We start from the raw sequence: 21830 nt of genomic DNA, 5'->3' as shown, positions 1-21830 counted from the left end.
CACCCTCGTCCGTCATGCCAAGGCGCCGCCGTCGACGACCAGCGCCGCGCCCGAGATGTACGACGCCCCGTCGGAGGCCAGGAAGACCACGGGATCGGCGATCTCGCGAGCGCTCGCCCAACGACCGAGCGGGATGTCCGAACCGGCCAGGCGATCGATGTCGGAGTTGTTCTCGTAGTGACCCCAGGCTTCCGTCTGCACGAGACCCGGGATGACGGTATTCGCTCGGATGCCATGCACGCCCCATTCGCGAGCCATCGTGCGCGAAAGGCTGATGAGCCCATTCTTCGCTGCGGCGTATCCGGCCAGCGAGGGCTGCGACTGCAACGACACCAGTGAGCCGATGTTCACGATGGCCCCGCCGCCGCGCGCGATCATCCCCGGTACGACGGACTTGGCGACGACGAGCGGCGCCGTGAGGTTCAGCGCGAGCACCTTGTTCCAGCCGCTCACCGCGGTGTCGAGCATCGGGGCCATGAATCGCGCCCCGCCCGCGTTGTTGACCAGGATGTCGATCCCGCCGAGTTCGGACTCGATCGCCGCGACGGCCGCCGCAGTCTCGCTCTCGTCGCCGACGTCGGCGACGCCGATCGCCGCGCGGGCACCGGCGGCGCGAACGCCTTCCGCCGTCTCCTCGAGGGCTTCGCGTCGGCGCGCGATGAGACCGACATCGGCGCCGGCAGCGGCGAGACGCAGGGCGATCTCGCGCCCGATCCCGCCGCTGGCTCCCGTGACGATCGCAATCTTGCCCTCAAGGACGGGGGCGCCGTTCACGCGACACTCCGCTCGACGGGGAACGTGATCATGCCACGGCTCATCAGCGTCGGATGCCACACCTCCTGCTCGGTTGCGCTCTCCCGCAGACCGGGCAGGTTGTTCACGACCGAGGTGAAGGCGATCTCGCCCTCGAGTCTGGCGAGGAAGTTGCCCAGGCAGTGGTGCAGGCCGAAGCCGAAACCGACGTGGCGGTTCGGGGATCGCTCGATGTCGAACTCGTCGGGGCTGTCGAACGCCTCGGGATCGCGGTTCGCGGCGCCCTGTGCGAGGTACACCGCGTCGCCCTTGCGAAGCGTCTTGCCGCGCAGCTCGACGTCCTCCGCCATCACGCGTCCCTCCATCTTCGACGGTCCGTCGAAGCGCAGGATCTCCTCCACGGCCGTGCGGATCAGGTGCGGGTTGTCACGAAGCTTGTCCCATTGGTCCGGATGCTGCAGCAGCACGCGGGTCCCGTTCGCGATCAGGTTCGTCGTCGTCTCGTGACCGCCGAAGACGAGGAGGGCGAGGGTGGCGACGAGTTCCTGGTCACTCAGGGGCGGTTCGACGTCCTTGGCCTGGATCAGGCTCGAGATGATGTTGTCGCCCGGTTCCTCACGCACCTTCGCGATCAGCGCGCGCAGGTAGTCGCTGAGCTCGACGAGGGCCTTCTGAGCACGGACCCGTCGCTCGGCTCCTCCCGAGGCACCGAAGACCAGCACCAGGATCTCATCCGACCAGTGCTTGAACAGGTCGCGATCCTCGGCCGGCACGCCGATCAGCTCGGCGATCACGATCGCCGGAACGGGGTACGCGAAGTCGCGGATGAAGTCGAACTTCTCGCGGTCGACGATCTTGGCCATCGCCTCGTCGACCACCTGCTGCACCCTGGGCCGCATCTTCTCGATGGCGGCAGGCGTGAATGCCGGCTGCACCAGCTGGCGCAGGCGCGTGTGCTCCGGCGGGTCCATGAAGACCATCCAGTTGAGGAGCACATCGAACGTGGGCTGCCGCGCCGCGCGCTGCTCGTCGCTCAGGCGGTCGTATGACGGCCGGATGCGGTCCGACGAGAATCGCGGGTCGCGCAGCGCTGCGAAGATGTCCTCGTGCTTGGTGATGAACCACGCACGCATCTCCTCGTTCCAGTAGACGGGCTCGTGCTCCCGCACGTCCGCGAGATACGGGTACGGGTCGGCCACACGGTCGGGCCGAAGGATCTCGTCGTCCAGGGACACAGTCTGTTCAGTCACCGAGCATCACCACTACACATCCGTTTCCATCGATTCCTGCCGTGCCGCCGCCCATGGTCTCGACGACGGCCAGCTTGGCTCCGGCGACCTGACGATCGCCGGCTTCTTCACGCAGTTGCCAGACGGCTTCGGCGATCTGTGCGACCCCGGTGGCCCCGAGAGGGTGGCCGCGGCTGAGGAGCCCCCCCGAGGGGTTCACGGGCTGCCTGCCGCCGATGGTCGTGTGCCCCGAGAGCACGAGCTCCGCACCCCGGCCCGGGTCGGCCATGCCGAGCGCCTCGGTGGTCGCGAGCTCGCCGATCGTGAACGCGTCGTGCACCTCGAACAGGTCGACGTCCTCGGGTCCGACACCGACCCGCTCGTAGAGCTCGTTTGCGGTGTCGCGCACCAGTTCGAAGCCCCACGGGTGCACGCTTCGGTGGTCCCAGAGCCCGCCCGACTGGAGTGCGGTGCCGCGGATCTTCACGTCGCGCTGCACACCGCGGTCGGGTCCGATGACGGCGGCGGATGCGGCATCCGCGATATCGCAGCACTGCAGCAGGGTGAGCGGGTCGGCGATCATGCGGGAGGCGAGCACCTCTTCGACGGTGACCTCGACGCCGTGCTGGGCGCGCGGGTTCGCCGTGCCGTGCTTGTGGTTCTTCACCGAGATCTGGGCGAGCGCACGCATGTCGAGGCCGTAGAGCGCCTCGTAGCGGCTCGCCACCATCGCGTAGATGCCGGGCATCGCGAGTCCCGCTCGCCCCTCGATGTCGCTCGCGGTGGGAATGATCGGCCCGGCGAACTCGCTGGTCATCGTCTCGATGCCGAGCACGAGGACGCGCGAGTACCGTCCGGAATCGACCGCAGCCACAGCCTCGTGGAACGCCGTGGAGCTCGAGGCGCACGCGTTCTCGAAGGTGAGGATGGGGACGTTCACGATGCCGAGGGTCTGCAGCGCCCGCTGCGCGGTTCCCGGGGCGCCGAACACGGTGCCGACGTAGACCGCCTCGACGGTTTCGACACCGGCATCGTCGAGCGCCTCGACCACGGCCTGCTGGGCGAGTTGGGGTCCGGTGAGATGCGGCTGACGCCCGAAGTTCGAGGTGCCGACCCCGTAGACGTAGGAGCTCATGCTGCTGCCTCCTCCGCCGTCGCGGACGCGACCGCGATGGCGATGTCGCCGAGCGACGTCGTACCGGCGATCGATACTCGCGTGCCGACGGGGATCACGATGCCGTCGGGCGCGTGCGCGAGCACACGCGGTCCACCGTCGAGGTCGACGTAGGCGATCGCATAAGGCGGTTGGTAGCCCGGCACCCGCACCCTGAGGCAGGTCGACGCCGCCACGTCCCCCGCGGGACCGAAGCGGTCGTCGACCATCGTGCCGCGGCACTCAGGACAGCGCGGAACCGGCTGCACGATCGGGTAGCCGCACGTCGTGCAGCGGTATCCGGCGATGTAGTGCTCGCCGTCCGCCTCGACGACCGTCGGCCTTCGGTCAATGGTCTGGGCGTTCGCCATATGGCCCTCCTTGAAAGCGGCGTTCAGCGGTGAACGCCTGGATTCATCGTTACACACCAAACGGTTGTTTGGCAATACTGGAATGCCGGCCTGCCTCGCCCACGGGCTGGACGCGGTCCCCACGCGACGACGGGGCCCCTGTCCGAACAGGGACCCCGTCGTCGGGCGCGCCGGTCAGCGATCAGCGCCGGTCAGCCGATCAGATACGACTGCTCGATCTCGCCGCGTCGTTCCGAGAGTTCCGCGGCGGTGCCGCTGAAGATGACCTCGCCGCGCTGCATGACGTAGGCGTGGTCGGCCACGCGGAGCGCCTGCTCCACGTGCTGCTCGACGAGGAGCACGCCCAGTCCCCCATCGGCGGCGGCGCGAATCGCATCGAGCAGGCGGATCACGACGAGCGGCGCGAGGCCAAGAGAGAGCTCGTCGAGCAGCAGGACGCGGGGTCGGCGGGCCAGGGCGCGACCGACGGTCAGCATCTGCTGCTCGCCACCTGAGAGCAGGCCCGCCGTCCGCTTCAACAGCGGCTTCAGCTCAGGGAAGAGACTAAGCGCGTACTCGGTGTCGCATCGCCCGACCCGCAGGTTCTCCCACACGGTCAGGTGCATGAAGACGGAACGATCCTCCGTCACGAGCCCGAGTCCGTTGCGTGCGCGAGAGCTGAGCGTCTGCTTCGTGGGCTTGCCGCCCACCAGAAGTGCGCCGCCGAGCGGGGCCATCTGACCGGCCAGCGTCATCAGGGTGGTCGACTTTCCGGCGCCGTTCGGTCCGAGCAGCGCCGTGATCTCCCCCTCCCTGATCTCGAGGTCGAGATGCCGGACGAAGGGATGTCCCGCGTATCCGGCATCGAGGGATCGAGCCTGGATGAGTGCCATGTTCATCGGTTCACCAATCGGGTCGGGAGCTCCGCGAGGCCGGGCTCCTCGGTTGGGGCGGGAGCGGCGTCCGCGGGCCGGATGTCGCTCGAAGCCGGGGCCTCACCGCCGAGGTAGGCGGCGACGACGGCGGGATTCTCACGGATCTCGGCGGGCGTGCCGTACCCGATCTGGCGACCGAAGTCGAGCACGGTGAGCTGGTCGCAGACGCTCATGACGAAGCTCATGTCGTGCTCCACGACGAGGATCGCGATGCCCCAGTTGCGGGCGAGGTCCTTGACCACCTGGCCGAGTGCTGCAGTCTCCTCGGCGCTGAGGCCCGCCGCCGGCTCGTCGAGCAGCAGCACCGACGGCGCGGAGGCGACGGCGCGGGCGATGGCCACCAACCGACGACGACCATACGACATGTCGCCGACGACGCTGTCGAGTTCACCCTCGAGGCCGAGCAGGTGCACGGCGTCTCGGGCGGCGGGTGAGAGCGGATGCTGCTTCGGCCAGAGCAGGTCGCGAAGGTAGGCGCCAGATCCGACCGGGTCGGAGGCCACGCGCAGGTTCTCGCGAACGGTGCTCGACTCGAACAGCTCGAGCGCCTGGAACGATCGGGAGACACCCGCTCGCGAACGGCGGTGCACCTTCCACGACGTGATGTTCTGGTCGTTGAGCCGAACGGCGCCCTCGCTCGGGTTCACGAAGCCCGTGACGGCGTCGATGAGTGTGGTCTTGCCGGCGCCATTCGGGCCGATGAGGCCCAGCAACTCGCCCGGACGAATGGTGAGTGAGACGCGATCGTTCGCGGTCACCCCGCCGAACCGCACCGTGAGGTTCTCGACGGAGAGCGTGGCCGGCGTGACCTTCGACGGAGCGATGTTGTCGAAATCCTCCGCCGTGACCGAGACCTTCTTCTTCGACCGGATAAAGAACGAGCGGATCTTGAGTCCGAGGTGGATCTGGTCGACGGCCAGCCCGTTGGGCACCAGCACGACCACGACCGTGACGAGGATGCCGCCGATGATGTGCAGCCACACCGGGCTCGCGTCCGCGGCGATGGCGTGCATGATCCACGCACCGATCCCGCCGGCGACGAGGGTGCCGCCATTGATCGCACCGAAGATGTAGCCCACTCCACCCACGACGACATACGCCACTGCGAGGATCGAGTTGAGGGGCGAGAAGTCCTGATAGAGGATGAACGGGTTCCGGAACGCCATCAGGATTCCGCCCAGCGAGGCGACGGCCGCAGCAAGGGCGAAGGCGAAGAGCTTCGCGCCGAAGACGTTCACACCCAGAGCCGACGCCGCCCGCTCGTTGGTGCGCACGGCCACGAGCCGTCGTCCGGAGCTCCCGCGCCGGATGTTCGTCACGACGAGCGCGCACAGCGCGAAGAACACGATGACCACGATCGCGTACCGCTCCGGGTACATGCTGGCGTCGATCTCGAGGCCGAAGATCGTGGGATATCCCACCGAGGTCCCCTCGGCACCACCCGTGAAGGCGGCGTTGTTGAACACGATCGCGGAGGTGGTGACTGCGAGTCCCAGCGTGACCACGGCGAGGTTCGCGCCCTTCGTGCGCAGCGCTGGGAGCGCGAACAGGACGCCGATCGGGATTGCGGCGAGCACGCCCACCACGAGTGCCACGAGGAACGGCGCCCCGGTGTCGCTGACCAAGCGGCCCGCGATGAGGGCGCCCATTCCTGCGATGGCCATCTGAGCGAGGGACAGCTGGCCCGTGTAGCCGAGAAGCACGACGACCGACAGCATGACGATGGCGACGGCAATCGTCGCGGTGAGCGCGTAGACCAACTCGACGGGCAGCACGAACATGAGGGCGGATGCCACGGCGATCGTGACGATCACGGCGACTGGACGCACTCTGCCCGTTCCGAGCGTGGGAAGGACCTCGTGGGCCTGCCGGCGCTCCTTGATGCCCTGGCGCCCGATGATGAGCGTGACGAGGATGATGAGGAACGGAAGGGCCTCGCCGATACCCGGGATCTCGACGAAGCGGGTGGTCACCGACTGGAGCACGCCGATCAGCAACGCGGCGGCGAGGGTCACCGGGAAGGACGTGAACCGGCCGATGAGTGCCGCCGCGAGCGCCGGGATGACGAGCAGGGGCATCTGCCCGGCCTCGATGCCGGTGAGCGGGGCGATGAGGATGCCGGCGAGGGCGGCCAGGGCTGCACCCACGCTCCAGGTCAGCGTTCCCATGACCTGCGACGACCAGCCGAGTGTGGCTGCGGCGACGGGGTTCTCAGCGTTGGCCCGCAGCGCCATCCCGGTCCTGCTGTAGCGCATGGCCAGCCACAGCACGATGGTCACCAGCACTCCGACCGCCAGGAGGTAGAACCGGTCCTCGCCGATGGCGATCGCACCGAAGCGGGCGAGTGTCGCAGGGAAGATCGGCTCGACCAGCTTCGGCAGGTCGCCCCAGATCAGCGAGCTGACACCTTGGAAGATGATGAGGAGGCCCAGCGTGGCGATGATCTTCGACAGGGCCGATCGGTGCAGGAGTGGCCTCATGATCACGAGGTACACGCCGGCGCCGATGGCCGCCGTCGCCAGCACGGCGATCACCAGGGCCACGAGCAGGGGGAGCCCGCGGACCGAGTGGAGTTCGTAGTACAGGAGTGCGCCGACGAGGGCCATGGCACCGTGGGCGAAGTTGACCACCCCCGAGCCGCGATGGATGAGCACGAGCCCCTGTGCGAGCAGTGCGTAAGCCGCCCCGGCGCCGACGCCGAGCAGTGCGAATTGCAGGATGGTCGTGATCATGATTCTTCATCCCTGAGGTGTCGGGTGGTGCGTTCCACGGAAGCGGCTGGTTGGGGGCTAGGCGGCGACCACATCGAGTTCCTCCGCGGTCACGCGTCCTTCTTCGATGGCCATCGCGAGGTCCCGCGGGTCCTTGGCGTCCCCGATGACCTGCACATTCCAGCCGAGGACGTTTGGTCCGGAGGCGGCGCGGGATCCCGCGATGATCGCGCCGTCGCACGCGAGGTGTCTGGTCTCCCCCGAATCCGCGAGGACGTGGGCGCCGTCGGCATCGAGCCGTTCGAGGCTGCCGACCACGATCTGCACGCCTGCACGCTCGAGCCTGGTGCGCAGCGCCCTCCTGGCGATGCCGCTGGTGTCGCGCCCGAGGCCGTCCGTGGTGAGGATCACCGCTTCGCTGCCGGCCTCGGCCAGCAGCAGCGCCACGGCGGCGGCCGCGGTGCCGCCACCCACGATGAGGGCTCGTGCCGGGCGGATGGAGGAGTCGAGTGTGGAGTGCTCGTGCCGGAGGAAGTCGTCGAGCATCCAGGTGGGCAGCTCGTCATAGCCCTCGATGACGGGGATCAACGGTTCCGATCCGGTGGCGACGATCACGCGCTGGGCGTCGGCCGGCAAGTCCGCGTCGGTTGCGATGGGGTGCGAGAGCTTCACGTCGACCCCGAGGTCGGCGAGGGTGCGCTCGTACCAGGCGACGAGTTTGGTGAAGTGGCGCAGCGGTGGGGTCAGTGCCGCGAGCATCGCCGCGCCGCCGAGTCGGTCGGTGCCTTCGAACAGCGTGACCGTATGGCCGAGTTCGGCCGCTCTCCGTGCTGCCTCGAGTCCGGCCGGCCCGCCCCCGATCACGGCGACACGTTGCGGGTCCGCCGTGATCGCCCGGTGGCGTTCTGCTCTGCCGATCTCGGGGTTCACGCTGCAGGAGATCTCTCCACCGTGCTCGAGCTTTCCTGCACAGCCCTGCAGGGTCGCAATGCACGGCCGGATGCTGCCGGACCTGCCTTCTGCGGCTTTGCGTACCCACTCGGGATCGGCGAGCAGGGACCGCCCCACCGCGACCGCGTCGCAATCGCCACGGCGCAAGGCGGCTTCGGCTGCCGCGGGACTGCGCATGCCGCCCACGGCGATGACGGGAACACCGAGCTGCTGACGGATGTAGCGTGCGGCCGTGAGGAAGGTCGGCTCGGTGTCGTCGAGGACGGGAATGGTCCACGGCACCGACCCGTAGACGCCACCCGAGACCAGCAGGGCGTGGGCGCCCGCCTCGATGAACGCGCGGCCGGCGACGGCGGCGTCTGCGGGGGTGATGCCACCCGGCACCATGTCGTCGCCGTTCAGGCGGACGATGACGGCCAGACCGGCGGCCTGGTCGTTCACCGCCGCGACGAGTTCCTGCCCGAATCGCGAACGGGCCGCGATGTCGGGCCCGCCGTACTCGTCGACGCGGATGTTGCTCTCGCCCGACAGGAACTGCTGCACGAGGTATCCGTGCCCGCCGTGGATCTCCACGGCGTCGAAGCCGGCATCCTGGGCGCGCCGAGCGGCGCGCCCGAACGCGGCGATGATCTCGCGGATCTCGACGACGGTCAGCGCGCGGGGCGGCGTCTTGACGTGGGCTCCGGGTGCGACGGCCGACGGACCGACGGCTTCCAGCCCGGTGACCCGTGACGACACCTGCCGTCCCCCGTGTCCCAGCTGCATCGACGCGAGAGCACCGTGCTCCTTGATCGTGGCGGACAATGCGGCGAGGTGAGGCGTGGTCTCCGGGTGCCATATCCATGGCACCTGATTCTCGACGCGTCCCTCGGGGGCCACAGCTCCGAAGGCCACCGTGGCGAGCCCGACGTCGGACCCGATGCGCCGGAGATGGGTGTGGATGAGCTCGGTCGGGGCGCCTCGGTCGAACCCGAAGCCGGTGGTCATCGCCGAGAGCACGACCCGATTTCGCAAGGTCAGCGGGCCGATGGGCAGCGGCGAGAACAGGGTTGGGTACACGCCTTGAGCTGGGTCGTTCACGCGGGTCCTCCCGGTCGGCTTCGGCGGCGACATGCGACGAACTGCGTCAGGCGACTGCGCTGTCGAGCCATGGATAGTTGTCAAGCAAATGTTTGGTGGAAATGATTATCGGCGGCCTCTCGGTCAGATGTCAACCGCGAGTGGCGAGCGGGTCCGGATCGACTCCGCGCTCCTGTGGCGCGTTGTTGACAGGGCGGAAGGCGCCTGACAAGATCTTAGCCAAACAATCGTTTGGTGTACAGCGCAGCAAACGTTTCCCTCAGCGGAGAAGTGAGTGTTCGAGATGACGACGACGTCAGCACCATCGCGGGTTGAGCTGCCCACCGAATCGGGAGCCCGGAGCGTCTGGGAGCTCCTGCGTCGGCAGTCGAAGGCGCAGCCCGACCGGGAAGCCCTCGTGTTCCCCGAGCGTCGGCTGACGTGGCGGCAGTTCGAGGCCGAGGTCAGGAACGTCGGCGACGCGCTGAGCGGGCTCGGGATCGCGCCGGGCGATCATGTCGCGACGATGCTTCCGAACAGCGCCGACTGCGCCATCGCGCTGGTCTCGATCATGGCGATCGGCGCGTGCGCGGTCCCGATCAACCTCCGGGCGAAGGAGCACGAGCTCGCCCATCTCCTGCGAGACTCCGATTCCCTCGCCCTGCTCACCTCGGGCCAGGCGCCGGGTACCGACGGGGCATGGTCCGCCGATGCGGTCATCCCGCAGGTCCTTCCGGAGCTGGCCGAGGGCGTCCCAGCCGGCGGCTTCGCCAGCGCACCGGCTCTTCGCTCCGTCGTCTGGCTGCAGGGCACCCCGCTTGCCGGTGGGATGTCGCGTCAGCAGTTCGACGAGCGAGCCCGTTCCGCGGCGATCGGCGAGCTGGAGTCGCGCCAGTCGGCATACGCTCCGCGAGATACGGCCATCGTGATGTACACGTCGGGAACCACGGCACGACCCAAGGGCGCGATGATCTCCCACGCGGCCGTGGTGGCCCAGGCCGAGTGCATCGGCACCGTCGCGTTCGGACTCTGCGCCTCCGACCGGTTCTGGACGCCGCTGCCGATGTTCCACACGGGCGGCATCATGTCGCTCATGGCGTGCATCGCCACGGGCGCGACCTACTGTCACGTGGGGGTCTTCAGCGCAGATGCCGCAATCCAACAGCTCGAGCAGGAGCGCGTCTCGGTGGCGATGCCCGTGTTCGAACCGATGTGGCTGCCCGTGCTCGACCACCCTCGTTTCGGCACGGCGAACCTCGAGCACCTCCGCATCGTCCAGACCGCCGGCGTGCCCGAGACCCAGCGGGCGATGCAGGCGCGCTTCCCGCAGGCGACCAACCTGCAGTCGAGCGGCATGACGGAATCGACGTCGTACTTCGCCATCAACCGTCCGGAGGACCCGGAGGAGATCCGGCTGGGAACGGGCGGTTACCCGCTTCCGACGATCGAGGTGCGGATCACGGATCCAACGACCGGTGAGCCCGTGCCCGCCGGCGAACAGGGCGAGACGCAGCTCCGCGGCGTCGGACTGTTCTCGGGGTACTATAACGCCGAGGACCTGACCGCGGCATCGTTCACCGAGGACGGATGGTTCCGCACGGGCGATGTCGGGCGTCTCGACGAGGCGGGCAGGTACACGTTCCTCGGACGCTACAAGGACATCCTCAAGGTCGGTGGGGAGAACGTGTCGGCCGCCGAGGTCGAGGACTACCTCGCGCGGCATCCGGCGGTGCGGCTCGCGCAGGTCGTGGCCGCACCCGACGGGACGTACACGGAGGTGCCCGCGGCCTACATCGAGCTTCGAGAGGGATTCGATGCGACCGAGCGCGAGATGATCGAGTTCTGCCTCGGCCGGATCTCCACCTACAAGGTGCCACGATACGTGCGGTTCGTCACCGAGTGGCCCATGTCGGGCACGAAGATCCAGAAGTTCAGGCTGCGCGAGATGATCGCGGAGGACCTGCGTCTGAAGGGCATCGATCGCGCACCGAAGCTGAGAACTCGTGCCTGAGGCGGATTCGATCGCTTCACGGCGCGGCACCCGCAGCACCGTCGAAGGAGGACACGTGGGTCGGCTGAGCGGGAAGGTCGCGATCATCACCGGGGCCGCGGGCGGCATGGGGGCCGAGCACGCTCGGCTCTTCATCCGGGAAGGCGCGAGGGTCGTGCTCACGGACCTCATGGAGGAACCCGGCAGGCGACTCGCTGGCGAGCTCGGCGAGCGGGCGCGGTTCGTCGCGCACGACGTGGCCGACGCCGACCACTGGCAGCATGTCGTCGCCGTCGCCGTCGCGGAATTCGGTCGGGTGGACATCCTCGTGAACAACGCGGGTGTCGCCGGGCGGATGACGCGCACGGCGTCACTGGAACTCGAGGAGTTCCGGTTCCTGCAGCGCGTGAACCAGGAAGGCGTCTTCCTCGGCATGCAGTCGGTCATTCCCGGCATGGTCGAGGCGGAATCCGGGTCGATCGTCAACATCGCCTCGGTGTCGGGCCTCAGGTATACACCGGGTACTCCGAACATCGCCTACTCGGCGACCAAGTTCGCGGTCCGAGGGATGTCGAAGGCCGCCGCCGTGGAGTACGGCCCGCGTGGCATCCGCGTGAACTCGGTGCACCCGGGCGCGATTCGCACACCGATGTCCGACACCCTGGGCGAGAAGACCCGGGAACGCATCCTCGGCTCGATACCCCTCGGGCGGATGGCCGAGCCTCGCGAGATCTCGCAGCTCGTGCTGTTCCTGGCGTCCGACGAGTCCTCGTACATCACCGGGGCCGAAATGGTCGTCGACGGCGGCTGGACCGCTCGTTAGCGGTACCTCCCCGGCAGTTGTGAACGGCTGAGGTGGGCGAAGACCACCGTGCAGGATGTGGGTCACCACACGCACTGTCCTGAGCTCGGAGGTCTTCGTGACGCACGCTCCTACCCCACCCCGATCGGCGGACTCACCCCATCAACCCGCGTTCACAACCTCACGGGGAACTCCAGCTCGCCGCTCCGCCCGAGCCGGGGGCTCAGTACGCGATCCAGCCCGCGTCCACGGGGACGGCCACCCCGTTGATCCGCCCTGCCCGCTCGGAGGCCAGGAAGTGCACCACGTCGGCGATCTCCTGAGCAGAGGCCGGCCCCGGCTTGCCCTTGTCGCGGGCGAGCGATTCGCGGGCCGACGGCAGGATGGTGCCCTGGATCTCGCCGGCGCCCATCGACGTCGCGATGCTGCCGGGAGCGACCGCGTTGGCTCGGATCCCCCGACTTCCGAGCGTGGCAGCGATATTAGTCGTCAAGCCGATGAGACCCCACTTCGAGGCTGTGTACGCAGCGCCCGCCCTGCCGCCGCGAAGCCCCGCAACGGAGGCCACGTTGACGATCGATCCGCCGCCGGCCTCGAGCATCGCGGGGATCGCCGCGTTGCAGAAGAGGAACGCTCCGGTGAGGTTCACGCCCAGGACGCGTTGCCACTCGTCGAGGGTCGTCTCCGGCACGGTCCCGAGGCGGTCGATCACGGCGGCGTTGTTGACGAGCACATCCACGGTTCCCGACGTCGCCAGAGCGGTGGCGACGTCGGTCTCATCGCTGACGTCCGCCTGGATGCCGGTGACTCCGCGCAGCTCCGAAAGCTCAGCGACGGCGGGGCTGAAGTCGACGGCGAAGACCTGGTCGCCCGCGTCAGCGAAGGTTGACACGAGCGCCCGCCCCAGTCCACCGGCGGCCCCGGTGATCAGTACCGTTCTCTGCTTCGCAGCCATGGACAACTCGCCTCCTCGGAGCCTCGACCACCCGCGTCGCGCACGGGCGAACAGGGGATCGAGATAATTCCACCAATCGAATGTTTGATTACGATATCATCGGAGCTGTTCGCATGCGAGGACGCACACGACGGCGTCGGCTTGGAGAGAGATGAACGGGCACAACGGACAGGTGGCGCTGGTCACAGGAGCGGGCTCAGGCCTCGGCCGAGCGTTCGCCGAACTCTGGTTGGAGCGGGGCGGTTGCGTCGCCGGAGTGGACGTGCAGCAGGAACGACTCGGCTGGCTCGACGATAGCGACGCACTCGGGATCTGCGGCGACCTCACCGAGGAGCAGGTCAATGAGGATGCCGCGCTCGAGACGTTCGAACGGTTCGGCAGCATCGACGTGGCGGTGTTCAGCGCGGGGATCACCGCGTGGGGCTCGATCGAGGAGCTCCCCATGGCGACGTACGAGCGCGTGATGGCCGTCAACGTCCGCGCGGTGGCGCTCGGGATCCGGGCGGTCGCCCCCCGCATGCGGCGCAGCGGCGGCGGTTCGATCATCGTGCTCTCATCGACGTCTGGGCTCGGCGGTGAAGCCGACCACTGGGGCTACTGCACCTCCAAGGCAGCGGTCCTCAACCTGGCGCGCTCCGCCGCCATGGACCTGGCCCGCGACGGCATCCGCGTCAACGTCGTCTCACCGGGACCGATCCACACGGACCTCACGCGACCGATCGCCGAGTCGGACCCCGAGAAGTACGACGAGTTGCGGCGGGCCTCGCCCATGCAACGGTGGGGCGAACAGGACGAGGTGGCCGAGGCCATCGCGTTCCTGGCGAGTCCCCGGTCGTCGTTCATCAATGGCGTGAACCTCCCGGTCGATGGCGGCTTGGCCGCACGCACCCCGCAACTGATGCCCCCGGTCTTCGGATGAACAGGGTGGATGCAGCGGCGGCCCCGCTCGAGCCTGGCTCCAGCATGAAGGCGATCGGATTCGTCGAGTACGGAGGACCCGAGGTCCTCTCGACGGTGGAGGTCCCCGCCCCCGTCCCCGGCGCAGGCCAGGTGAGGATCCGCAGCCGCGCGACACCCGTGAACCCCGCCGACGTGTGGTTTCGCGAGGGCGGCGTCGCACGGCTCGTGGGCGACGCGGAACGACCGCTGGTGCCCGGGCTCGAGGTCGCCGGAGAAGTGGAGTCGGCGGGGCCCGGAACGCGGCTCCGGCCCGGCGATCGGGTGCTCGCCGTCACGACCTTCATCGCGACGGGCCGGGGAGCCCACGCCGAGTTCGTCGTCGTGGACGAGCAGGATGCCGCGATCATTCCTGAGGGCATGTCGCTCAGTGCGGCGAGCACGATACCGATGAACGGTCTGACCGCGCTTGCCGCGCTCGACGCCACCGGCCTGGGCCCGGGCGGAACGCTCGTCGTGGTCGGAGCCGCGGGCGTCGTCGGCGGCATCCTCGTGCAACTGGCACACGCGCGCGCGATCACCGTCATCGCCGTCGCGGCGGAGGAAGATCACCGCACGCTGACGGACTGGGGTGCCGATCATGTGGTCGCGCGGCGGGACATCGTCCCAGGTGTCCGGGCGATCGCGCCCTTGGGAGCGGATGCGCTCGTCGACTGCCCGACTGTGGGCGAGGCCGTCATGCCGGCGTTGCGCAGCGGTGGCACGCTCGTGCTGCTGCGCCCCCTCAGCCCGTCCGCGATGGATGCGGCGCAGCGCCGCGCTCTGAACACCGTTCTGGTGAGCGTGCGCGCCTACCAGGGCGACGTGTCGCGGCTCGACCACCTCGTGGACCAGGTCAGCCGCGGTGACCTCCGACTGCGCCCGACCATCGACCTGCCGCTTGCCGAAGCCGCGACCGCGCACGCTCGGGTGGCGGCCGGCGGCGTGCGGCAGCGGCAGGTCCTCGTCTGGCCCTGATCAGGACGTCGGCGCACCCGCGGACGGCATCTCGGCGAAGAAGGGCACCGAAGGATCCGCGACTCCCCTGCGACCCGAGGCGAATGCGCCGGTCGGCCATGGTGTTCCGGCCAGATCGTCGCGCGTGACATCCAGGACCACGACTCGCTTCGCGATGCGCCAGTCTCCGTCGCGGTACTCGAAGTCATCGAGGTACCGGCCGGCGATCAGGTCGTGCCCGCCTCCCGTCTCGGGACGACCCGGGTTCAGTGCCAGGAAGTAGCTCTGGACTCGCGCTACGTCCCCCTCACGCTGGATGAGGACGTTCGTCACGTGGTGCTGCCCGATCTCGGGAGCAGCATCGAACTTCGCGATGATGTAGTCGGCGAAGCCTTCCGCGGTGCCGCGGTACCCGCCATGGTCATCGTACGCGCCCGGGTGGTAGGCGCTCAGGATCATGCTCCGGTCACCGCGGTCGACGCCATGGCAGTATCTGGCGAGGGTCTGCCGAATGGAAGCTTCGGCCAGGAGGTCATCGATGGACATGGTCTCTCTTTCGGATCGACGGAAATGACAGCAGGGGTGCCGCCGGATACGAACCCGGGAGCACCCCTGCGAATAGTGTGTCGTCGTCAGCGCTTGATGCCGGCGAGGGCGTTCTCTACCGGCTCGAGGTCGGTACGAGTGACCAGTTCACCGTCCTTCGAGAGCGACAGGAACCGCTCTTCGGTGGCGGGCAGTCGCGGGAAGTCCGCGTTCGCGGAACCGAGGTCCGAGGGGTTCCACTTCAGCACGCCGAGCACGTCGATCTCGCCGATCGTGCCGAGCTTCTCGGTGAACGTCTTCGCCGTGATCTCACCGTCCATGGTTTCCGCGATCTGGGCGAACGCGTGCACCGCGAGCCACGCGTTGAATCCGACCAGGCGGCGCAGCAGCGGGTCGTCACCGGCGCCGGCGTCCTCGAGCTCCTTGTTGAACTGCTGCACTGCGGGCAGATCCGTGTCACGGAACGTCGGGTAGGGGCTTGCGACCAGGAAGCCTTCAGCGTCCTTGCCGAGCGCGAGGAACTCGGTCTCGGTGAAGGAGAAGCCGTTGTAGCCGAACTTCGGGGAGATGCCGAGGCTGTGCGCCGCCTTGACCATCGCGGTGGCCACACCCGCGGAGGTCAGGAAGATCGCGCCGTCGGCGCCGTTGTCGGCGAGCTGCTGGGCGTACGGGGCGTAGTCGCTGACTCCGCTCGTGGGAATCGTGACCGTGCCGGCGACCTGCATCCCTTCACGCTCGACCGCCTGCTCGATGAGGGCGATCTGGCTCGTCGACGCTGCAACCTCGAGGGCGATGATCTCGACCGTCTTCACACCCTCCTGAGCGAGCGCCGATGCGGTGGCGAGGTGGGCGACGGGTGCACCGCCGTGGAACGGGTAGGACGCCTTGCTCTCCCAGTCGATCTCGTTGCCCACCGAGTGGATGCCGAACGACGGGATGCCTGCTGCCTCGAGCACCGGGAGGCTGCTCGTCGTGAAGGCGTCGGTCTGCCCGACGACGGCAACCGCGTTCTCCTTCGTCGCCGTGCGTGCGCAGCCGGCGGCCTTGTTCGGGTCCGACTCCGTGTTGCAGAAGGTCCACTCGAGCGGCGCGCCGTTGACACCGCCGGCGGCGTTGATCGCCTCGACGGCGGCACGTGCGCCCATCTCCGCGTCGGGGTAGCTCTGCAGGGTGGTCGAGACCGGCGCGATCGTCATGATCTTGATCGGCGCGGCCGCACCCGCTTCGGATGTGCCCGTCGCCTGAGTCGCACACGCGCTGAGGGCGATCGCCGCGCTCAGTGCAATGGCGAGTGCGCTCGCCGTCCGGGCTGTGATTCTGGTCATTGCAACTCGCTTCTTCGTTGAAGGGACTCGGCTGGTTAGGTGTTCTCTTGCCGTGGCATGATTCCGGGACGATCGTGAATTAATGAACCAACCGATTGTTTGGTAGTAAGCATACTTGAGGACGAGGCCCTGTCAACTCGAAATCCTCTCTCTCGTGCCATTCAGGGGCTCTCAGGGGATCGGGGCACGGCGCGGTACGTCGGAATGGACGCAGCCTTGGATTCGACGTGCCCCCGGCTCACCAGCTCATCGAGATGGAACTGGGTCTCGAGCACCGCCAGCATGCGATTGAAGACGTTGAGTTCGCCGAGCCGGCGCCCACGCCCCGTCCAGGCGACGTGCACGGCGACATCCGCCGCGGTGGCCGCACCCTGCTGCACGGCAGCGCACATCTGGGCGAGACGCGCTTCGTGGTGCTCGATGAGTTCCCTTGCGCGGGCGTGGGAGCTCGCGGCCACCGGGCCATGGGCGGGAAGCAGGACGAGGTCGGGAAGCGCGAGCACGTCCCGCAACGAGGAGAGGTACGCACCCAGCGGGTTCGGTCGCCGTACCGGTTCGAAGCTGATGGACGGGGTGATGTGCGGAAGGAGGTGGTCGCCGGCGAAGAGGAGGCCGGCGTCGAGATCGGCGTACACGACGTGCCCGCCGGTGTGACCCGGCGTGTGCAGCACGCTCAGCGTGCGATCGCCGAGCGCGAGGGCGTCTCCGTGCGCGAGCCACGTGTCGGGCATCTCGTAGCGGTCATCCGCGCGGGCATAGTCGGGCGGGTCGGCGAGCCACTCTCGCAGTTCGGCGACCAGGCTCTGCGCGCCCGCTCGCGCTAGGAGTCCGAAGTGGGCCTCGAGACCCCGACCGGTGCCGGCGAGCACGGCCTCGATCATCGGCCGTTCCGCACTGCCGAGCAGGACGCGGGCCGCGGTCTCGTCGCGCATCTCCATCGCGAGCGAGTAGTGGTCACGGTGACCGTGCGTGACTGCAACGTCGCGCACGGCGTCGAGACCCCCGCCGAGTCGAGCCAGCTGCTCGGCCAGCCGTCGCTTCGTCTCCGGGTGCGCCCATCCGGCGTCGATCAGGGAGAGCACGCCTCCAGACTCGATGACGTAGACGTTGACGGCGTGGAGTCCGTCGTTCGGAATCGGAAGCGGCACCCGATAGACGCCCGGCGCCACCGGCCACAGTCCGGCCGTCGTCCAGTCGGCGGGAACTTCAGGGTTGGTCATTGCACGCCTCTTCCGTCGTCGTGGCAGACTACAACCAAACAATCAGTTGTTGAAATAGAGGACGTTGAATGACTCGATCGGATGGCGCCGCCGCTCAACGGGCCCTGGCGCTGATGGAGATCCGAGAGCTGCCGTCGCGCTATGCGATCGCATTCGACTCCCGGGATGCGTCGACGCTGCTCGAGCTCTTCGCGATCCGCACCGAACGCGCCGCGCTGCCCGACCTCGATCGCTCGGTCATCGCTGAGGCGGTCATCCCGTCATGGGGCAGCGCCGGCCCCTCGGTGATGCAGGTCGGCACGCACACGATCGACCTCCTGACCGAGACATCCGCCATCGGACTCGCCTACGCACGCGTCCACATCGAGCTCCACGGCGACCTCATCGAGCAATCGGTCTTGTACCGCGATTCGTACGCGCGCGGCGCAGACGGGGTCTGGCGCTTCGCGGCACGACGACATCACCTCTTCTACGGGCGGTCGCTCGGCGTGAGCCCGTGGGCCGCCCGGCCGGCCGAGTGGCCGCGGCATCAGGTGAGCGCCGGCGACCTTCCCGCGAGCTGGAGCACCGTGCTCCCTGCTTCACCTCGGACCACGAGTGCGACGAGTCGCGCTCGGTGAATGCAACTCAGATCGACCAGCCGCCGTCGACGTTCAGCTTCTGGCCCGTGAGCATGCACGCCCGGTCGCTCGCCAGGAACAGCACTGCATCCGCGACATCCCGGGCCGAAGCGAAGGCACGGAGCGGGGTCCGTCTCCGCACGTCGGCGACGACGTCCTCATCGAGATCCCTTGAGGCCACGAGACGTGCGCCGATCCCATCCGTGAGCATCCCCGGACCGACGGCGTTGACTCGGATGCCGAACTTCCCCTCCTCCACGGCGAACCCCTGCACGAGCTGGTCCACCGCGGCCTTGGTACCCGCCGACAGGCCGTCCCGGATCGCGTATCGCCTGGTGGCGGCCGTCGTGACGGCCACGATACTGCCGTGGCTGCGACGCAGGTGGGGAATCGCGGCGTGGGCGACATTGAAGAAGGCCTTCGCCTCGGCATCGAGCTGCGCCGAATAGACCTGCGGCTCGACCTGGGAGAGGTAGGTCATCGGGATGTGCGGACCGGCGGCGTTCACAAGCAAGCGGATGCCGCCGAAGTGCGCAGCGGCGGCGGAAACCGCCTCCACGACGGCCGTGCTGTCGGCGAGGTCGACCTGCCAGCCCCGCGCCTCGGTGCCGACGCGCTCCAGTTCGGCGGTCAATTCACGGGCCGCATCCACGGCCCTGAGGAACGTGAAGGCGACCGGGTACCCCTCCTCGGCCAGGGCGCGGGCGACGGCGGAGCCGACGGCGCCGGTGCCGCCCGTCACGAGCGCGCAACCGGCGTTCGAGGGGGCCTGGTTCTGGTTCGTCGCCATGGGGCATTTCTCCATCTCGGTGCTGTCAACATTGACGGGAGAGTGCGGCAAGATTAGCATCGATCCGACAGTTTGATCAAACGATTGTTTGATATTCTGCGAGGACACGAGCCGTCTTCGATGGGAACACGCAAAGGAGCGAGGATGTCAGTGACCACGTGGGCCGAGGCCATCACCATGGGCGACCTGCTGAGGCGCACTGCCCAGCGGTTCCCCGACAACGAGCTCCTGGTGTTCCCCGAGCAGCGCGTCACCTACCGGCAGTTCACCGATCGCGTGGACACCCTCGCGAGGGCCCTGCGGTCCTCGGGCATCGAAGCAGGAGACCACGTCGGAATCCTCGGGCCGAATTCGATCGAGTACATGGTCATCCTGTTCGCGGTCACCAGCGTCGGCGCCGTTGCGGTACCCGTGAACGCGCGCTTCAAGAGCGACGAACTGGGCTACGTGGTCGGCCACGCCGATCTCAAACTCCTGTTCACTTCCGACGAGATCGCGGACTTCGTCGACTATCCGGCGATCCTCGAGGAGACCTTCGAGGGGCTGGCGCACCGCGATCCCGAAGCCCTCGGCCTCGACTGCGCGCCGCTGCTGCGCAGCATTGTGCTGCGGGGCGCGCCGCGACCCGGGTTCCTCGCGTTCGACGACCTCCTGGCGCGCGCCGAACGCACCGAGCTCGCCGAGATCGACGTGCTCCGTTCCCGGGTGCGCCTGCGCGATGCCGCGGTGCTCATGTACACGTCCGGAACGACGGCGCGACCCAAGGGCTGCGTCCTCACGCACGAGTCCATCGTGCGCAATGGAGTGGGCTTCGCCAGCGCGAGATTCCTCATGACCGAGGCGGATCGACTCTGGGATCCGCTGCCCTTCTTCCACATGAGCGTCATCCTCCCCCTCACGGCCTGCATCTCGGTTGGTGCGACCATGATCGCCACACGCCGCTTCGATCCTGCCGAGGCCGTCGACGCGCTCGAAGCCGAACGGGCGACGATCGCGTATCCCGCCTTCGAGACGATCTGGCAGGCGGTGCTCTCGCAGCCCGACTTCGACGAGCGCGACCTGAGGCGCCTGCGAATCGTCCTGAACGTCGGCACGCCCGAGCGCTTGCGCCAGATGCAGGACCGCGTTCCGTGGGCGTCGCAGATCTCGGCGTTCGGATGCACCGAGGGCTCTGGTACCACCTGCTACAACCACCCCGACGACCCGCTCGAGGACCGCCTGCACACCGCGGGCACTCCCTTCCCGGGTCTCGAGGTGAAAGTGGTGGACTCCGAGGGGAACACGTTGCCTCCGAACGAGCGGGGCGAGCTCTGCTTCAGGGGGTACGCCGTGTTCGACGGTTACTACAAGGATCCCGAGAAGACCGCGGAGGTGCTCAGCCCTGACGGATGGTTCCACACCGGCGATCTCGGGTCTGTCGACGAGAAGGGCCAGGTGAGCTATCACGGCCGCATCAAGGACATGCTCAAGATCGGCGGGGAGAACGTGGCGGCGGTCGAGATCGAGGACTACCTCGCGACCCATCCGGCGGTGAAGGTCGTCGCCGTGGTCTCGGCACCCGACGACACCTACGTCGAGGTCGCTGCCGCTTTCATCGAGCTCATGCCGGGCCGGAACATCTCGTCCGACGAGATCGTCGAGTTCTGCCGTGGCAAGATCGCCTCGTACAAGGTTCCGCGATATGTTCGCTTCGTCGAGGACTGGCCGATGTCCGGCACCAAGATCAAGAAGTACGAGCTGCGCCAACAGATCACCAAGGAAGTGAGCAGCCCGGTCTAGAGTCGAGGTCCCCGGCATCATCCGCGCAGCTCGTAGTCGATGGAGTCCCACCCCACAATGACCACTCAGGAAACGAAGCCTCGGCGGGGCCGACCTCGCACTGGACCCGACCCCGAACGATTCAAGGAGATCCTCGACGCGGCGGCGCTCAGGTTCCTGGCCAACGGCTACGACGCCACATCCATCCAGGACATCGCCGACGAGGTCGGAATCCTGAAGGGCAGCCTCTATTACTACGTCAAGACGAAAGAGGACTTCCTCTTCGAGATCATCAAGCGTGCGTACGACGACGCCATGCGGCTGGTCGACCCGATCGTGAACTCCGACCAGACCGCGCTCGCGAAGTTGAAGGACTACATCGACCAGCACGTGCGGTTCTCGGTGGACAACCTCACAAGCGTGACCATCCAGGTCCGAGAGTTCCGATCGCTCTCCCCCGAGCGTCAGCAATTGATCACAGCCGGCGGCGACAGCTACATCAATGCCCTGCGGAAGATCCTCCAGGAAGGCCAGAAGGAAGGGTCGATCGACCCCGACCTCGACGTTCGCGTGGCCAGCCTCGGCATCCTCGGCCTGCTCAACTCGGTGACCACCTGGTACAACCCTGAGGGCAGGCTGTCGACCAAGCGCCTCTCCGGTCACTTCGCCGGCCTCGTGCTGGCGTCGGTCGCGTCAGACGCCGCCGTTGCCGACTTCGGGTCTCTGTCGGAGCTCCGGAAGTCGCAGATCAACCATCGCGCGAAATGATGACCCGCAGGGCAGGGTCATG

At 67.9% G+C, this 21830-nt stretch carries 19 protein-coding genes; 7 read left to right on the top strand and 12 right to left on the bottom strand.

Features of this window, described 5'->3' with window-relative positions:
• Positions 1-12: 12 nt before the first annotated feature.
• From ACVFI9_RS02500 to ACVFI9_RS02470, 7 genes are all read right to left on the bottom strand, one after another.
• Positions 13-774 carry an SDR family NAD(P)-dependent oxidoreductase gene (locus ACVFI9_RS02500; RefSeq protein ID WP_474764464.1) on the bottom strand — a complete coding sequence of 254 codons (762 nt, stop codon included), beginning with the start codon at positions 772-774 and terminating at the stop codon, positions 13-15.
• Positions 771-2003 carry a cytochrome P450 gene (locus ACVFI9_RS02495; protein WP_474764463.1) on the bottom strand — a complete coding sequence of 411 codons (1233 nt, stop codon included), beginning with the start codon at positions 2001-2003 and terminating at the stop codon, positions 771-773. Before ACVFI9_RS02495 ends, ACVFI9_RS02500 begins: the two co-directional genes overlap by 4 nt.
• Positions 1996-3117: a thiolase family protein gene (locus tag ACVFI9_RS02490; protein ID WP_474764462.1), complete on the bottom strand. Its 1122-nt coding sequence runs from the start codon at positions 3115-3117 to the stop codon at positions 1996-1998. Before ACVFI9_RS02490 ends, ACVFI9_RS02495 begins: the two co-directional genes overlap by 8 nt.
• On the bottom strand, positions 3114-3506 hold the full coding sequence (locus ACVFI9_RS02485; RefSeq protein WP_474764461.1) for a Zn-ribbon domain-containing OB-fold protein: 393 nt from the start codon (positions 3504-3506) through the stop codon (positions 3114-3116). The genes ACVFI9_RS02490 and ACVFI9_RS02485 overlap by 4 nt, the downstream gene beginning before the upstream one ends.
• A gap of 191 nt (positions 3507-3697) precedes the next feature.
• Positions 3698-4384: an ABC transporter ATP-binding protein gene (locus ACVFI9_RS02480; protein ID WP_474764460.1), complete on the bottom strand. Its 687-nt coding sequence runs from the start codon at positions 4382-4384 to the stop codon at positions 3698-3700.
• Positions 4381-7152: an ABC transporter permease subunit gene (locus ACVFI9_RS02475; protein WP_474764459.1), complete on the bottom strand. Its 2772-nt coding sequence runs from the start codon at positions 7150-7152 to the stop codon at positions 4381-4383. Before ACVFI9_RS02475 ends, ACVFI9_RS02480 begins: the two co-directional genes overlap by 4 nt.
• Before the next feature lie 57 nt (positions 7153-7209).
• Positions 7210-9162, bottom strand: coding sequence for an oxidoreductase (locus ACVFI9_RS02470; RefSeq protein WP_474764458.1), 1953 nt, complete (start codon positions 9160-9162; stop codon positions 7210-7212).
• Positions 9163-9445: 283 nt separating this feature from the next.
• Here ACVFI9_RS02470 and ACVFI9_RS02465 point away from each other — a divergent pair, with 283 nt between their 5' ends.
• The gene (locus ACVFI9_RS02465) at positions 9446-11152 is read left to right on the top strand and encodes a class I adenylate-forming enzyme family protein (protein ID WP_474764457.1); all 1707 of its coding nucleotides are present in this window, start codon (positions 9446-9448) and stop codon (positions 11150-11152) included.
• A 55-nt stretch (positions 11153-11207) separates the two neighbouring features.
• A complete protein-coding gene (locus ACVFI9_RS02460) occupies positions 11208-11954 on the top strand; it encodes a glucose 1-dehydrogenase (RefSeq protein ID WP_474764456.1) in 747 nt (248 codons plus the stop codon).
• A 202-nt stretch (positions 11955-12156) separates the two neighbouring features.
• Here ACVFI9_RS02460 and ACVFI9_RS02455 read toward each other — a convergent pair whose 3' ends face one another.
• Positions 12157-12888, bottom strand: coding sequence for an SDR family NAD(P)-dependent oxidoreductase (locus ACVFI9_RS02455; RefSeq protein WP_474764455.1), 732 nt, complete (start codon positions 12886-12888; stop codon positions 12157-12159).
• A gap of 151 nt (positions 12889-13039) precedes the next feature.
• On the opposite strand from ACVFI9_RS02455, the gene ACVFI9_RS02450 reads away from it, so the two are divergent.
• Positions 13040-13807 (top strand): SDR family NAD(P)-dependent oxidoreductase, encoded by a 768-nt coding sequence (locus tag ACVFI9_RS02450; protein WP_474764454.1) that lies wholly within the window; start codon positions 13040-13042, stop codon positions 13805-13807.
• 44 nt (positions 13808-13851) lie between these two features.
• Positions 13852-14802, top strand: a complete 951-nt coding sequence (locus tag ACVFI9_RS02445; protein ID WP_474764453.1) for an NADP-dependent oxidoreductase — start codon at positions 13852-13854, stop codon at positions 14800-14802.
• Here the strand turns inward: ACVFI9_RS02445 and ACVFI9_RS02440 are convergent, their stop codons facing one another.
• The 3 genes from ACVFI9_RS02440 to ACVFI9_RS02430 all read right to left on the bottom strand — a co-directional run bounded on the left by ACVFI9_RS02440 (position 14803) and on the right by ACVFI9_RS02430 (position 17872).
• Entirely contained in the window at positions 14803-15327 is a 525-nt protein-coding gene (locus ACVFI9_RS02440) for a nuclear transport factor 2 family protein (protein ID WP_474764452.1), read from the bottom strand. It abuts the gene before it with no gap.
• Between the two features lie 86 nt (positions 15328-15413).
• Complete coding sequence (locus tag ACVFI9_RS02435; RefSeq protein WP_474764451.1) at positions 15414-16652, bottom strand: ABC transporter substrate-binding protein; 1239 nt, start codon at positions 16650-16652, stop codon at positions 15414-15416.
• A gap of 161 nt (positions 16653-16813) precedes the next feature.
• Entirely contained in the window at positions 16814-17872 is a 1059-nt protein-coding gene (locus tag ACVFI9_RS02430) for an MBL fold metallo-hydrolase (RefSeq protein WP_474764450.1), read from the bottom strand.
• A gap of 68 nt (positions 17873-17940) precedes the next feature.
• Here ACVFI9_RS02430 and ACVFI9_RS02425 point away from each other — a divergent pair, with 68 nt between their 5' ends.
• Complete coding sequence (locus ACVFI9_RS02425; protein WP_474764449.1) at positions 17941-18492, top strand: nuclear transport factor 2 family protein; 552 nt, start codon at positions 17941-17943, stop codon at positions 18490-18492.
• 7 nt (positions 18493-18499) lie between these two features.
• On the opposite strand, the gene ACVFI9_RS02420 is transcribed toward ACVFI9_RS02425, so the two are convergent.
• On the bottom strand, positions 18500-19390 hold the full coding sequence (locus ACVFI9_RS02420) for an SDR family NAD(P)-dependent oxidoreductase (protein WP_474764448.1): 891 nt from the start codon (positions 19388-19390) through the stop codon (positions 18500-18502).
• A 36-nt stretch (positions 19391-19426) separates the two neighbouring features.
• On the opposite strand from ACVFI9_RS02420, the gene ACVFI9_RS02415 reads away from it, so the two are divergent.
• Both ACVFI9_RS02415 and ACVFI9_RS02410 read left to right on the top strand, forming a co-directional pair.
• On the top strand, positions 19427-21061 hold the full coding sequence (locus tag ACVFI9_RS02415) for an AMP-binding protein (protein WP_474764447.1): 1635 nt from the start codon (positions 19427-19429) through the stop codon (positions 21059-21061).
• Positions 21062-21118: 57 nt separating this feature from the next.
• A complete protein-coding gene (locus tag ACVFI9_RS02410; RefSeq protein ID WP_474764446.1) occupies positions 21119-21808 on the top strand; it encodes a TetR/AcrR family transcriptional regulator in 690 nt (229 codons plus the stop codon).
• Positions 21809-21830 lie beyond the last annotated feature (22 nt).

The sequence above is a fragment of the Agromyces sp. NSFZ genome (genome assembly GCF_056156205.1).
Note: the sequence above shows the minus strand (reverse complement) of the source record. Positions and strands in the feature narration are given on the sequence as shown.